The organism is Pedococcus sp. KACC 23699 (assembly GCF_045348425.1).
Classification (GTDB): domain Bacteria; phylum Actinomycetota; class Actinomycetes; order Actinomycetales; family Dermatophilaceae; genus Pedococcus.
Genome location: NZ_CP157483.1, coordinates 3,308,887 through 3,322,514, shown reverse-complemented (window position 1 = coordinate 3,322,514; position 13,628 = coordinate 3,308,887). Strand labels below are relative to the sequence as shown.

Sequence of the window (13,628 nt, the reverse complement as noted above, 5' to 3'; positions counted from 1 at the left end):
GCACCGTCCGTATGGCGCGGTGCGACGAGCCGCACGGACCTGATCCGGCCGTGACCGAGCCGTCTGCGCGGCAGGCGGTCACCACGCTCAGGCTCCCGGGATCTCCTCCACCCGCAGCGTGAAGTCGCGGGCCCGCAGCCGCTCCACGAGCGCATCGCCCATGGCGGTGGCGGGGGTCAGCATCCCGGACGCGTCGGGCAACCGGTCGCCGTCCAGGGCCAGGCTCAGGGCGGCTTCCCCGAGCATGACCGCCGTCGCGGCATACCCCGGATCTCCCTGGGCCGTCACGGTGGCCAGGTAGCGGCGGCCGGTCTCGGTCGTCGTGCGCACCTTCATCGAGAACCACCCGCTGCGCCGGGCCTTGTCGCCGGGCCCCTCGCCCGGCGAGGGGGCGAGGCGGTCGAACACCGGCCTGGAGCGCGGGTCTGCCATCGCCTTCATGGCCAGGCCGAGGGCGGTTGTGAAGAGGGTCGCACGCACCCGAGCCTGCGTCCCCCCGCCGTAGGCGGACAGCTCGCGGTAGCGGAACCGGCGACCGTAGGCGTGTCCGCGAAGAGCGTTGGTGCGCCTGACGATCCGAGAGTTGAAGCTCGCCATGACGAACGGGCCCACCCAGTCGCCGGTGTCGGCGTCGCGGAAGACGGCCATGGGGTCCCGCTGCTTGCCGAGGTCGGGCTCGGCCGCGCGGTCCGGGCTCAAGGAGTAGGGGTCGAACAGCGTCTTCACCGCACGACGGTCGGTCGACACCGCGTCGACCTGGGCCCGGGAGGAGTCGACGGTGCCACCGCTCACCCCACCCTTGGCGCGGGCGTGCAGCGTCGTGTCGAGCAGCCCGTCGGCGGCGTCGTGCACGGCCCTCTGGTGCAGGAGGTGCACCGCGAGGTCGGAGGGGACCGAGTCGTAGCCACAGGCCGTGACGATGCGCGCCCCACTGGCCTTGGCGAGGGCGTCGCAGTCGTCGATCGCCTTGCGCACGAAGAGGATCTCGCCGGTGAGGTCGGCGTAGTGTGTGCCGGCCTCGGCGCAGGCCTTCGCGAGCGGCAGGCCGTAGCGCAGGTAGGGCCCGACGGTGGTGGCCACCACAGTGGTGGACGTCACCATGGCGCGCAGGGCGTCCTCGTCCGCGGCGTCGGCCACGATCACCGGCCAGTCCCGTGCTGGCGCCGGAAGGCCTCGACGGACCTGCTCGAGTCTGGACCGCGAGCGGCCGGCCAGAGCGATCCTGGTGCCCTGCGGGGCATGCCGGGCGAGGTACTCCGCGAGGAGCTTGCCAACGAATCCCGTGGCGCCGTAGACGACGACGTCGTGCTCCCGGGCGGTCATGCCCGCCCCTCCGGCGACACGGCCTCTCCGTCGCGCACCGGTCCGGGTGGCGTCCCCTTGCCGAACGGGTTGCCCCCGAGTGATTCCCGGCCGTGCTCGGTCAGCCAGCCGGACAGGTCCGGACCAGCCGGGACGATGCCCGTGGGGTTGATGTCGTGGTGGACCACGTAGTAGTGCCGCTTGATCTGCGCGAAGTCCGTCGTGTCTCCGAAGCCCGGCGTCTGGAACAGGTCGCGGGCGTACGCCCACAGCACGGGCATCTCGCTGAGCTTGGACCGGTTGCACTTGAAGTGGCCGTGGTAGACGGGGTCGAACCGCGCCAGGGTCGTGAACAGCCGCACGTCGGCCTCGGTGATGGTGTCTCCCATGAGGAAGCGGCGGTGGGTCAGCCGGTCCTCCAACCAGTCCAGGGCGGTGAACAGCCGCTCGTAGGCCTGGTCGTAGGCCTCCTGGGTCCCGGCGAAGCCGCAGCGGTAGACCCCGTTGTTGACCTCGGTGTAGATCCGCTTCATCACCTCGTCCATCTCCGCCCGCAGCGCCACCGGGTAGAGGTCGGGGGCACCCTCGCGGTGGTGCTCACGCCACTGGGTCGAGAAGTCCAAGGTCATCTGGGCGAAGTCGTTGGTGACGACCTTGCCGCTGTCGACCTCGACGACGGCTGGGACCGTGATGCCCCGCGGGTAGCCGGGCTGGCGCCGCTCGTAGGCGTCCTTCAGCCGCGGGATGCCGAGCACGGGGTCGACGCCGCCGGGGTCCAGGTCGAAGGTCCAGCTGTCCTGGTCGTGGGTCGGACCGCACAGGCCGAGCGAGATCGCGTCCTCGAGTCCCAGCAGGCGGCGCACGATGATCGTGCGGTTGGCCCAGGGGCACGCACGTGCCGCGACCAGGCGGTAGCGCCCGGCCTCGACCGGCCACTCACCCTCCCCGGCGCCATCAGTGGTGATGCGGTCGTTGATGTAGCGGGTGTCCCGTTCGAACGACGGCTCGACGTAACCCTTGCTCTGCGCCATGGCACGAACCTAACCGCACCGACGAGTCGCCACGATTCGAGGTGAGCTCGCCGACGGGTCCTCGGCGTGTTCACCTCGACGGAACGCGAATGGCGCCGGTTCGCCTCAGCGCGGCAGGGCGCCGAGGCGGGCCAGCAGGATCGCCTCGGCGACGCAGACCTTCTCGAACTCGCCGAGGTGCAGCGACTCGTTGGCCCCGTGGGCCCGGGTGTCCGGGTCCTCGACGCCGGTGACGAGGATGGCCGCCTCCGGGAACTTCTCGGCGAACGCCGCGACGAACGGGATGGAGCCACCCACGCCGATGTCGACCGGCTCGACCCCCCATGCGTCGGTGAACGCGGCCCGGGTCTGGTCGTAGACAGGTCCGTTCGCGTCTGCGGCGAAGCCCGAGCCCTGGTCGTCGAGGTGCACCTCGACCCTTGCTCCCCAGGGGATGTTCGCCTCGACGTGACGCTGGACCGCGGCATACGCGTCCATGGGGTCCTCGTCGGGGGCGAGGCGGATCGACACCTTGGCGCTGGCGGTGGGGACCAGGGTGTTGGACGACTTGGCGACGGAGGGTGCGTCGATGCCGATCACCGTGGCGGTCGGCTTGGCCCAGATGCGGTCCAGCAGCGAGCCCGTGCCGATGACGTCGACGCCGTCGAGCAGCCCGGACTCCTCGCGCAGACGAGCCTCGTCGAAGTCGAGGTCGCTGGCCGTGCCGGAGCGCAGTCCTGCGATCGCCACGGCGCCGGTGTCGTCGTGCAGGGTCGCCAGGAGGCGCACCAGGGCGGTGATGGCGTCGGGGACGGCCCCACCGAACATCCCGGAGTGGATGCCGTGGTCCAAGGTCGTGACCGTGACGACGACACGGATCAGGCCGCGCAGGGTGGTCGTCAGGGCGGGCTCGCCGATGGCCCAGTTGGTGGAGTCCGCGAGCACGATGGCGTCGGCGCGCAGCTTCTCGCCGTGCCGTTCGAGGATGGTGGGCAGGGAGTCGGAGCCGATCTCCTCCTCGCCCTCGACGAAGACGGTGACGCCGACGGGCAGCGCGCCGCGGTGGGCGCGCAGGGCCGCGAGGTGGGCCATGATGCCCGCCTTGTCATCGGCGGCGCCGCGGCCGTACAGCCGTCCGTCCCGCTCGGTCGGCTCGAAGGGAGCGCTGTCCCAGTCCGCGTCGTCACCGGGAGGCTGCACGTCGTGGTGGGCGTAGAGCATCACGGTCGGCGCACCCTGGGGGCCGTCGATGTGGGCGATGACCGCGGGCCGGCCGCCCTCGCGGACGATCTCGACGTCGAGCCCCTCGGCGCGCAGCAGCTCGGCGGTGGCCTCGGCGCTTGCCTCGACGTGCGCCTGGTCGAACGCGTCGAGGCTGACGCTGGGGATGCGCGTCAGGGCCTCGAGGTCGGCACGCAGGCCCGGCATGAGGCCGGCCACGGTGGTCTTGAGGGCGGAAACCTGGTCGGTGCTCAGAACGTCATCGGTCACGGCGGGGAGCCTAACGGGTGGCCGGGCTGCGCCCACCCGGGTGTGCGCAGCCCGCGATTCCGGAGAAGCCGGCTGCACGGCATACAGTGATCACGTGTTTGGACGCAACAAGACTGTCAACGAGCAGCAGGCCGAGACCGTGGACCGCACGCCCCGCGACGGCGCGAAGAACCGGCCCACGCCCAAGCGCAAGGACCAGGAGGCGGCCAACCGCCGACCGCTGGTCGTCGCCGACCGCAAGGAGGCGAAGAACCAGGACCGCGCCAAGCGGCGTGAGGCCCAGCTGCTGCAGCGCCAGGCCATGGCCACCGGTGACGACGCGCACCTGCCGGCCCGCGACAAGGGCCCGGTGCGCCGGTTCATCCGTGACCACGTCGACGCGCGCTGGAACGTGGGCGAGTTCATGCTGCCCGTGATGGTCGTCGTCCTGGCGCTGTCGTTCGTGAAGGTCCCCGCGGTCTTCCTCTTCGTCTCGGTCGGCGTCTACGCGCTGCTGCTCGCCGCAGCCGTCGACTCGTGGCTCATGTGGCGTCGGCTCAAGAAGCACCTCGTCGCGAAGTTCGGTGCCGCCAAGGTCGGTCGTGGGCTCGCGATGTATGCGGTGATGCGCGGCTTCCAGCTCCGTCGCTCGCGCATGCCGCGGCCCCTCGTCAAGCGCGGCGAGTTCCCCAGCTGAGCATCCCCGCGGGGGTGGACGGGAGCAGCTTCGGGGCCGGGTCGAGCACCTGGCTCGGCCGCTTGGGCAACCTGCGCAATGTCGTGCGCCAGGAGGTCGTCCGGCGCCAGCTCGTGGCGTACCACCCGCCCGCCGGGGCAGCCGTCCTCGACGTGGGAGCCGGTCAGGGCACCCAGGCCGTCGCCCTCGCGACGGCGGGCCACCGGGTCGTCGCCCTCGAGCCCGACCCAGCCATGCGCGCCGCCTGCACGCAGGTCCTTGCCGGACAGCCCGCCGAGGTCGCTGCCCGGGTGGAGGTGCGCCCCGGCGGGCTCGCCGACCTCGACGCCATGGACGAGACCTTCCCGCTCGTCCTGTGCCACGGGGTCCTGATGTACCTCGACTCCCCCGACGAGGCGCTGTCCGCGCTGTCCCGGAGGGTCGCACCCGGTGGCGTGCTGTCCGTCGTCGCGCGCAACGACCAGGCGCTCGCCTGGCGGCCTGCCGCCCGCCGCGACTGGTCGGCCGTGCTCGCTGCGCTCGCCGAGCAGGGCTCGGCCCGCGACGAGGGCCGGGACGCGACCTACGTCAACGAGCTCGACGTGCCGGCCCGCGCCGACTCGGTCGAGCACCTCGCCCACCTGCTGGCCGGGCACGGCCTCACGGACAGCGCATGGTTCGGGGTGCGGGTCGCCACCGACGGTGCTGCCGTCGACGAGCCGGCTCCGCCAGCCGCCGAGCTGGCGGCCCTCCTGGACGCCGAGGAGGCGCTCGGGCGGACCGAGCCGTACCGCCGGATGGCCACGTTGTTCCACCTCGTCGCCCGGCGCAGCGGCTGAGGCTCCCCCTACTCGGCGGCGCGCAGGCTCATCGGGCCGTAGACGACGGTGCCTTCACGGTGCAGCACCACGGCGTCGACACCGGCCTCGCCGAGCTCGTGCCAGCTCTCGCCGAACCAGTTCTCCGCGTCGGACTGCGACGGGAACGCCGTCGTCACGAGGCTGTCGCCCGACAGCTCCTTGCCGTCGGCGTCGAGATAGGTCCACGTCCACGCTTCGCTCATGGGCGCCACTGTAGGGCGGTGCCCCGTCAGTCGCCCCGATGGCTGCTTTGACACCCGTCGGCACGGGTGCCACGGTCGGGCACTGTGATCGTCCTCGAGGGTGTGTGCCTGGCGTACGGCGCGCGGCCGGCGCTGCGCGACGTCACCCTGGACGTGCCCGAGGGCGAGCTCGTCCTGGTCGTCGGGCCGACCGGCTCGGGAAAGACCACATTTCTGCGCGCCCTCGCGGACACCGACCACGCCCGTCGCGCCATCACGGCGGGACGGGTCACCGTCGATGGCGCCGACCCGAGAACCTGCGACCAAGGGACCCTGTCCGCGCTGGTGGGCTGGGTCGCGCAGGACCCGACGTCCGGGTTCGGCGGCGGGACGGTCCAGGAGGAGGTGGCCCGCCACGTGCAGGCACGCCCCGGCGACCGGCACGGTGGCCAGCGGCGGGTCGAGGAGACGCTGGACCTCCTTGCGCTCGCCCCCTTGCGCGACCGCGCGCCGGCCGACCTCTCCGGTGGCGAGCAGCAGCGGGTGGCCATCGCCGCCGCGCTCGTGGCTGGCCCACGAATCCTGGTGCTCGACGAACCGACGTCGGCCCTCGACCCCGTCGCAGCGGAAGAGGTGCTGGCCACGCTGCACCGGCTCGTCCACGACGTCGGGGTCACCGTGCTCGTCTCCGAGCACCGCCTCGAACGCGTCGTCCACCACGCCGACGCCGTGCTGCTCGTGGGCGACGGGGTCGTCAGCCCACTGCTCGGCACCGCGGACGCCATGGCCCGCTCGGCGATCCACCCGCCCCTGGTCGAGCTCGGCCGGGAGCTCGGCTGGGACCCCCTGCCCCTGTCGGTGCGCGACGCCCGGCGCGCGGCTCGCAGCCTGCGCGACGACCTCGAGTCACCCGGCCACGGGGGCACCAACCAGGCGCTCGACACCCCGACCCCCGCTGCCGAGCGCGCGGTGCCCGGCAAGGGCGGTGCCGTGGTCGAGGTGCGCGGCCTCGGCGTGCGACGCGGGGACACCGTCGCGCTGCGGGGGGTCGACCTCGCGCTCGGGGTCGGGGAGGTGGTCGCCCTCCTGGGTCGCAACGGCGCCGGGAAGTCGACCCTGCTGCACGCCCTGCTCGGCGACCTGGCGCCGACCAGGGGTCGGGTGCGCCTCGACCCTGCGACGGAGGTGGCCCTGTCGGCGCAGGACCCGGCGCGAACCGTCGACCCGCTGGCGCTCGTGAACGAGGTCCTTGCCGGTGCGGACGGCTGCGCCGAGCAGTCCCGCGCCCCACAGGCCGGCGCTGCGGCGCTGTTCGAGCGACTGGCCCCCGGGGTGACCCACCACCAGCGCGTGGATGCCCTGTCCCAGGGCCAGCGGATGGCGCTGGCGCTCGCGACGGTGCTGGCCCGACGAGCGCCCCTGACCCTGCTGGACGAACCGACGCGGGGACTCGACTACGGTGCCAAGGCCAGGCTGGTCTCGATGCTGCGTGAGCTGGCCGCCGCTGGCAGCGCGGTGCTCGTCGCGACCCACGACGTCGAGCTGGCGGCCGAGGTGGCCGACCGCGTGGTGGTCCTGGCTGAGGGCGAGGTGGTCGCCGATGGTCCGGCGGTGACCGTGCTGCTCGACTCACCCGCCTTCGCGCCCCAGGTCGCCAAGGTGGTCAGTCCCGCGCCGTTCCTCACCGTGTCCTCGCTCGTCGCCGCTCTGCCGGCGCGCTAGTCCCGCTGCGGTGCCTGCGCGCCACCCGGCGCTGGAGGGCCCGCCTCGACCCGGCGCCGCACCTCCGCAAGGCCCTCCGGCCCCTGCGGCACGCTCCACCAGCTCTCCACCCACCACGTCGCATCCGCCTCCTCCCAGTCGGCGGGGCTGCCGTCCAGCTGGACGAACTCGCGCGAGCTGTCCGCCTCGACGACCCGGTCGTACCCCTCCCAGGGCAGACCGGCCTCCTCGCGCATCTCGCGCACGATCCGGAGCACCTGGGCGAACGAGTCGAGGTCGTAGGACGGCGCGCCCTCGCGGGCGTGCTCGTCGACGACGGTGGGCAACAGCCCGTCCCACCGGGCCGCCCGCTCCAGCGACCGCTGCCTCGAGGCACCGACCACGTGCGCCCCGACCACCCACACCGGTGGGTGGGGCTGGTGCACCGGGGGCTGGGGCAGCATGAACTCGGTCGGCCTGACGCTGTAGTGCCGACCCTCGTAGGTGAACGGCTGCCCGTGGAACAGGCCGCCGTAGATCGCCAGGCACTCGTCGAGCTTCTGGGCTCGCTCGCGGCGTCCCTCGTCGGCCTCGAACGCCGTCCAGCCCTCGTGCAGGGCGCCCTAGGTGAACACCCCGTCCCACCCGCGCTGCTCGCCCAGGGCGGCCAGCTCGGTGAACTCGAGGGCGTCGGCATACGGGACGACGAATCCGAACTTCATCTCTCGCAGGCTAGCGACGCCCACCGACAGCGCTCTGCCGCTGCGAGCGGTCCGCCACCGGCTGCCAGGTCAGGGGTGCCGGACCTCGGGCGCGAGGACGATCTCGGTGGTCAGGGAGCTCGCGATGTAGCACTGCTCATGCGCCTCGTGCAGCAACCGTTCGACGTCCTCGTCCGACACGGCGCCCGCCACCGTGACCACGGGCCGGAGCACGATCCGCGTGATCCGTTGAGGTGTCACGTCGTGCGGCATCTCCCCCGTCGCGTCGTCGGCGTAACCGACCACGTCCATCTTCGCCCGCGCCGCGACCGCGAGGAACGACAGGAGCTGGCAGGACGAGGCCGCCAGGACGAGCAGCTGCTCGGGGTTGGGCAGGTCGGCGTCGCCTCGGAAGTACGGGTCGGCCGACAGGTCCAGTCCCTCGGTGGCCGGTGGAAGGAACGCCGAGTGGGCCCGGGGGTAGTCGCGGTAGCCGACCCCCGTGGACCCGTCCCACCGGACCTGCGCGCGGTACTCGTGCGCCGCCATACCCCTGCTGGCCCTCAGCCCTCGCGAACGTCGACGGTGACGAACGGCGGCTTGACCACGGTCGCGGGGACGTCGCGGCCGCGCACGTCGATGACGACCTCGTCGCCCTCGGCGACCGACGGCTTGAGCAGGGCGAGCGCGATGCCGTTCTTGAGGGTGGGGCTGAACGTGCCGGAGGTGACCTCGCCGACGACCGCCCCGTCCACCTTCACCGCGCACTGCGCACGAGGTATGCCGCGACCTGTCGCGAGCAGGCCCCACGCCACCCGCTCGGGGCCGGCGGCCTTCTCCGCGACGAGGGCGTCCTTGCCCCAGAAGGCCTCCTTCTTCCAGCCGACCGCCCAGCCGACGCGCGCCTGGACCGGCGTGATCTCCGTGGACAGCTCGTGCCCGTGCAGGGCGTAACCCATTTCGGTGCGGAGGGTGTCGCGCGCACCGAGCCCGCAGGGCAGGCCGTCGTAGGGGGCGGCAGCTTCGGTCAGGGCGTCCCACAGCTTGGCGGCGACGTCCCAGGCAGGGACCAGCTCGTAACCGCGCTCGCCGGTGTAGCCGGTGCGGCAGACGATGACCGGCAGGCCGTTCCAGTCGGTCTCGACGAACGACATGTAGTCGTGGCCGGTGGGCAGCCCGAGGGCGTCGAGCACCTCGTCGGACTTCGTGCCCTGGACGGCGATGACGCCGTAGGACTCGTGCAGGTCCTCCACCACGATGCCTTCGGGGGCGGCCGCGGCGAGCCGGCGGACGACCTCGGCCGTGTTGGCGGCGTTGGGGATGAGGAAGACGTCCTCGTCGCTGCGCAGGTAGGCGATGAGGTCGTCGACGACGCCGCCGTTCTCGTCGCAGCACAAGGTGTACTGCGCCTTGCCCTCGTGGATCCGGCCGAGGTCGTTGGCGAGGCAGGCGTTGACGAAGTCACGAGCCCCCGGGCCCGAGACGCGCGCCTTGCCCAGGTGCGAGACGTCGAAGATGCCGACGGACGAGCGCACGGCGGTGTGCTCTCGGACGACACCACCGCCGGGGTACTCGATGGGCATCTCCCAGCCGCCGAAGTCGGCCATCTTGGCGCCGAGCGCCACGTGTCGGTCGTGCAGGGGGGAGGTCTTCAGGGCTGCGTCGCTCATGGCCGAACGCTACCGCCCCGCAGGGCAGACCCCCGCGGGCCCGGATATCCTGCCGCAAGCAGGGACATCCCCACACCACACAAAGGATTCGAACGTGACCACCGTCAGCGTTTCCGACCGATCCGCCCACGACCTCAAGGCCGACGCCGTCGTGCTCGGGACGGTCGACGACTCCGGCTCCGCCGCACTCGCCGCCGGCCACGGACTCCCTCGCGAGGCAGCCGCCCACGTGGCGGCACAGCTCGCTGCCCTGCAGGCGACGGGCAAGGCCGACGAGGTCCTGACCCTCGCTGCCGTGCCCTCGGTCACCGCCCCGCGGGTGGTGCTCACCGGCCTCGGCTCGGCCACGAGCCGTACGACGTCCTTCGACGCCGAGGTCCTGCGCCGCGCCGCCGGTGCCGCCGTCCGCTCGCTCAAGAAGGCCGCCAAGGTCGTCGTGGCGCTGCCCGCCTCCGGTGTCGAGTCGGTCGCCGCCGTCGCCGAAGGTGCCGCTCTGGGCGCCTACAGCTACGCGGGGATCCGCGGTCCGCAGGCCGGCAGCACCAAGGGCGCCAAGGCCTCCCCCGCCAAGGCCGCTGCCGTCACGGCGATCACCGTGGTCACCCCCGACGCCAAGCTCAAGGCGGTCAAGGCCGCCGCTGCTCGCGCCGCCGTCCTCGCCGATGCCAAGGCGTACGCCCGCGACCTGGTCAACACCCCGCCCAACAAGCTCTTCCCGCAGTCGTTCGCCGACTCGGTCAAGGCCCGCAACAGCGCGGCCAAGGCCAAGGTCACCATCAAGGTGCTCGACGAGGCTGCGCTGGCCAAGGGCGGCTTCGGCGGCATCGTCGGCGTCGGCCAGGGCTCGGTCAACCCGCCCCGCATCGTCACCCTGACCTGGTCACCGCCGCGGGCGAGCCACTCGGTCGCCCTCGTCGGCAAGGGCATCACCTTCGACTCCGGCGGCCTGTGCATCAAGCCGCCGGCCTCGATGCTGACGATGAAGTCCGACATGGCCGGCGCCGCAGCGGTCGCCGCGACCGTGTTCGCCGCCGCCGAGCTCGGCCTGCCCGTCAAGGTCACCGGCTACCTCTGCCTCGCCGAGAACATGCCGGGCGGCAACGCCCAGCGACCGGGAGACGTCGTGTCGATGCGTGACGGCACCACCGTGGAGATCCTCGACACCGACGCCGAGGGGCGCATGGTCCTTGGCGACGGCCTCGTCCTCGCCGGGGAGTCGAACCCCGACGCCATCGTCGACATCGCCACCCTCACGGGCGCGCAGATGGTCGCCCTGGGCGGGCGCGTCGCCGCCATCATGGCCAACGACGACACGTTCCGGGACCGCGTCCTCGCCGCCGCCGACAGCGCCGGCGAGGCGGCGTGGCCCATGCCGCTCCCGGAGGACCTCCGGTCCCAGCTGGAGTCCGCCGTCGCGGACCTGTCGCACAAGGGCGAGCGCTGGGGCGGCATGCTGACCGCCGGCCTGTTCCTGCGTGAGTTCGTCGACCCGGCCACGCCGTGGGCCCACGTCGACATCGCGGGCCCGTCCTTCAACGAGGGTTCGCCCTACGGCTACACGCCCAAGGGAGCGACTGGGTACGGCGTCGCCACCCTGCTCTCGCTGGTCGAGGGCTACGTCGGCTGACCGGCACCGCGCCATACGCGCTGCACGACAGAGGGGCCCGTCCGGATCGGACGGGCCCCTCTGTCGAAGTCGCTCAGTGCGCGGCGAGCGCCTCAGCCACCGCTCTTGCGACGGAACATCTGCTGCGTCGCTGACGTCGCCGCACCCTGGGCGTGGTCGACCTTGCCGTGCTCGCTGTCGTCGGACACGTCGCGCCCTGCGTGCGACTGCTTCTTGTCCAGGGCCTCCCGGAACTTGCGCTTCATGTCCTCACTGGGGCCGGTACCGCCCGTGGACTTCCCGCCTTCGGCCTTGGCCATCGTGCCCTCCTGCTGCTCGAGCTACGCGGGCCGCGTGGGGACCCGCCGTAGGTCAACCTTCGCATCCCTGCTCGGGTGGGCACCACCGCATATGGGTCCGTGTCGCTCCCCGGGCCGCGCACCTCGCGCGTGCACCCCGCGTTCGACACCGCGCTGGACGGGACGCTCGACGGCGAGGGTCCGCTCGGCAGGCCCGCGGCGTCAGTCCTTCTTGCGCTGCCTGGAGTTCCACTCGCGCATGCGGTTCGGGTACCCCGTCTGAAGGACGTCGTAGACCGGCACGCCGAGGCTCCCGGCGAGCTCGAACGCCGCCTGCCGTGACCCCGCGGCGCGACGGGTCCACTCACCGTCGTGGGCGATGAGGATGACGGTCGTCGCCGTGACGTTGGTGGGTGGCTCGACGTAGGCCTCGACCCCCCGCCGGCTGTCGACGAACTCCCCCAGGTGCCTGCGCACCGCCTGCTGGTCGACCGCCATGTTTGGCCCGTCCGAGGGACCCCTTGTGGACCTCTTGCGGCCCCGCTTCCACCACGCCATGCGACAACGATACGGGGACGGGCTGCTCGACCGTGGGCCATCACGCCCGCGTGGACCTGCTTGCGCCTCGGCATCCAAACAATGACAAGATGCACTGTGTCGATTCCGGGCTGGTCACGACCTGGCCGCTCCACGGTCGACGACGACCGTCCAGTGCCCACGACGCCAGGGAGCGAGCATGCCGGCTGACGCCGAGACCACCTTCGACGTAGTCATCCTTGGTGGAGGAAGTGGCGGCTACGCCTGCGCGTTCCGCGCGGCCGAGCTCGGCCTGCGCGTGGCACTCGTCGAGAAGAACAAGCTCGGTGGCACCTGCCTGCACGTCGGGTGCATCCCCACCAAGGCCCTCCTGCACGCGGCCGAGGTCGCTGACACCGCTCGCGAGGGCACCCAGTTCGGCGTCAAGACGACCTTCGAGTCCGTCGACATGTCCGGCGTCAACGCCTACAAGGACGGCGTGGTCGCGCGCCTCTACAAGGGTCTGCAGGGTCTGGCCAAGGCCCACAAGATCGAGCTGGTCGAGGGCGAGGGCCGCTTGGTCGACCGCTCCACCGTCGAGGTCGGCGGCCGCCGGATCACCGGCCGCAACGTGGTCCTCGCGACGGGCTCCTACGCGAAGTCGCTGCCCGGTCTGGAGATCGGTGGTCGGGTCATGACCAGCGAGCAGGCGCTCGCCCTCGACTTCGTCCCGGCGCGGGTCGTCGTCCTCGGTGGCGGCGTCATCGGCGTCGAGTTCTCCTCCGTCTTCCGTTCGTTCGGCTCCGAGGTCACCATCGTCGAGGCCCTGCCGCGGCTCGTGGCCGCCGAGGACGAGGCCGTCTCCAAGACCCTCGAGCGCTCCTTCCGCAAGCGCAAGATCGCCTTCAAGACCGGGGTCAAGTTCGCCGGCGCCACCCAGTCCGGCGACACCGTGACGGTCTCGCTCGAGGACGGCAGCACCATCGAGGCCGACCTGCTGCTCGTGGCCGTCGGTCGCGGTCCCGTCACCGACGGCCTGGGGTATGCCGAGGCCGGCGTCACGCTCGACCGTGGTTTCGTCACCACCGACGAGCGGCTGCGCACCGGTGTCGAGGGCGTCTACGCCGTCGGCGACATCGTCCCCGGGCTGCAGCTCGCGCACCGCGGGTTCGCGCAGGGCATCTTCGTCGCCGAGGAGATCGCCGGGCTCGCTCCCGCCGTCATCGACGAGCTGGGCATCCCCCGCGTCACCTACTGCGACCCCGAGATCGCCTCGGTCGGCCTGACCGAGAAGCAGGCCGCCGAGAAGTACGGCGAGATCGAGACCTACGAGTACAACCTCGGCGGCAACGGCAAGTCCCAGATCCTGCAGACGCAGGGCTTCGTCAAGCTCGTGCGCGAGAAGGACGGCCCGGTCGTGGGGGTCCACATGATCGGCGCCCGCATGGGTGAGCAGATCGGTGAGGCCCAGCTCATCTACAACTGGGAGGCCCTGCCCTCCGACGTCGCCGGGCTGATCCACGCCCACCCGACGCAGAACGAGTCCCTCGGCGAGGCGCACCTGGCGCTCGCCGGCAAGCCCCTGCACGCCCACAGCTAGACCTACTGCTGATCTGCCAGCGAACACGAAACAAG

General features: G+C 72.1%; 14 protein-coding genes. 5 read left to right on the top strand and 9 right to left on the bottom strand.

Annotated features, from left to right (window positions below):
• Positions 1 to 87 precede the first annotated feature (87 nt).
• The 3 genes from ABEG17_RS15585 to ABEG17_RS15575 form a co-directional block, all read right to left on the bottom strand.
• Positions 88 to 1,323, bottom strand: a complete 1,236-nt coding sequence (locus ABEG17_RS15585; RefSeq protein WP_406830392.1) for a saccharopine dehydrogenase family protein — start codon at positions 1,321 to 1,323, stop codon at positions 88 to 90.
• Positions 1,320 to 2,333 (bottom strand): glutathione S-transferase family protein, encoded by a 1,014-nt coding sequence (locus ABEG17_RS15580; protein WP_406830391.1) that lies wholly within the window; start codon positions 2,331 to 2,333, stop codon positions 1,320 to 1,322. The genes ABEG17_RS15585 and ABEG17_RS15580 overlap by 4 nt, the downstream gene beginning before the upstream one ends.
• A 105-nt stretch (positions 2,334 to 2,438) precedes the next feature.
• Positions 2,439 to 3,803, bottom strand: coding sequence for a dipeptidase (locus ABEG17_RS15575; protein ID WP_406830390.1), 1,365 nt, complete (start codon positions 3,801 to 3,803; stop codon positions 2,439 to 2,441).
• 94 nt (positions 3,804 to 3,897) lie between these two features.
• Between ABEG17_RS15575 and ABEG17_RS15570 the strand changes: the two genes are divergently transcribed.
• Both ABEG17_RS15570 and ABEG17_RS15565 read left to right on the top strand, forming a co-directional pair.
• Entirely contained in the window at positions 3,898 to 4,479 is a 582-nt protein-coding gene (locus tag ABEG17_RS15570) for a DUF3043 domain-containing protein (RefSeq protein ID WP_406830389.1), read from the top strand.
• 14 nt (positions 4,480 to 4,493) lie between these two features.
• Positions 4,494 to 5,297, top strand: a complete 804-nt coding sequence (locus ABEG17_RS15565; protein WP_406830388.1) for a class I SAM-dependent methyltransferase — start codon at positions 4,494 to 4,496, stop codon at positions 5,295 to 5,297.
• Positions 5,298 to 5,305: 8 nt separating this feature from the next.
• Here ABEG17_RS15565 and ABEG17_RS15560 read toward each other — a convergent pair whose 3' ends face one another.
• Positions 5,306 to 5,521, bottom strand: a complete 216-nt coding sequence (locus ABEG17_RS15560; RefSeq protein WP_406830387.1) for a hypothetical protein — start codon at positions 5,519 to 5,521, stop codon at positions 5,306 to 5,308.
• An 84-nt stretch (positions 5,522 to 5,605) separates the two neighbouring features.
• Between ABEG17_RS15560 and ABEG17_RS15555 the strand changes: the two genes are divergently transcribed.
• Entirely contained in the window at positions 5,606 to 7,222 is a 1,617-nt protein-coding gene (locus ABEG17_RS15555; RefSeq protein WP_406830386.1) for an ABC transporter ATP-binding protein, read from the top strand.
• Here ABEG17_RS15555 and ABEG17_RS15550 read toward each other — a convergent pair.
• The 3 genes from ABEG17_RS15550 to gcvT form a co-directional block, all read right to left on the bottom strand.
• A complete protein-coding gene (locus ABEG17_RS15550) occupies positions 7,219 to 7,818 on the bottom strand; it encodes an LLM class flavin-dependent oxidoreductase (protein WP_406833216.1) in 600 nt (199 codons plus the stop codon). The two genes, ABEG17_RS15555 and ABEG17_RS15550, sit on opposite strands and share 4 nt — an antisense overlap.
• Before the next feature lie 174 nt (positions 7,819 to 7,992).
• Positions 7,993 to 8,451 carry an OsmC family protein gene (locus tag ABEG17_RS15545; protein WP_406830385.1) on the bottom strand — a complete coding sequence of 153 codons (459 nt, stop codon included), beginning with the start codon at positions 8,449 to 8,451 and terminating at the stop codon, positions 7,993 to 7,995.
• Between the two features lie 14 nt (positions 8,452 to 8,465).
• Complete coding sequence (gene gcvT / locus ABEG17_RS15540) at positions 8,466 to 9,572, bottom strand: glycine cleavage system aminomethyltransferase GcvT (RefSeq protein WP_406830384.1); 1,107 nt, start codon at positions 9,570 to 9,572, stop codon at positions 8,466 to 8,468.
• Between the two features lie 94 nt (positions 9,573 to 9,666).
• Here gcvT and ABEG17_RS15535 point away from each other — a divergent pair, with 94 nt between their 5' ends.
• Entirely contained in the window at positions 9,667 to 11,199 is a 1,533-nt protein-coding gene (locus ABEG17_RS15535) for a leucyl aminopeptidase (RefSeq protein ID WP_406830383.1), read from the top strand.
• A gap of 92 nt (positions 11,200 to 11,291) precedes the next feature.
• On the opposite strand, the gene ABEG17_RS15530 is transcribed toward ABEG17_RS15535, so the two are convergent.
• Together ABEG17_RS15530 and ABEG17_RS15525 are read right to left on the bottom strand one after the other, a co-directional pair.
• Positions 11,292 to 11,498, bottom strand: a complete 207-nt coding sequence (locus ABEG17_RS15530) for a DUF5302 domain-containing protein (RefSeq protein WP_406830382.1) — start codon at positions 11,496 to 11,498, stop codon at positions 11,292 to 11,294.
• A gap of 201 nt (positions 11,499 to 11,699) precedes the next feature.
• Complete coding sequence (locus ABEG17_RS15525) at positions 11,700 to 11,975, bottom strand: hypothetical protein (RefSeq protein ID WP_406830381.1); 276 nt, start codon at positions 11,973 to 11,975, stop codon at positions 11,700 to 11,702.
• 238 nt (positions 11,976 to 12,213) lie between these two features.
• Here ABEG17_RS15525 and lpdA point away from each other — a divergent pair, with 238 nt between their 5' ends.
• The gene (gene lpdA, locus ABEG17_RS15520; RefSeq protein WP_406830380.1) at positions 12,214 to 13,593 is read left to right on the top strand and encodes a dihydrolipoyl dehydrogenase; all 1,380 of its coding nucleotides are present in this window, start codon (positions 12,214 to 12,216) and stop codon (positions 13,591 to 13,593) included.
• The last annotated feature ends 35 nt before the right edge of the window (positions 13,594 to 13,628 follow it).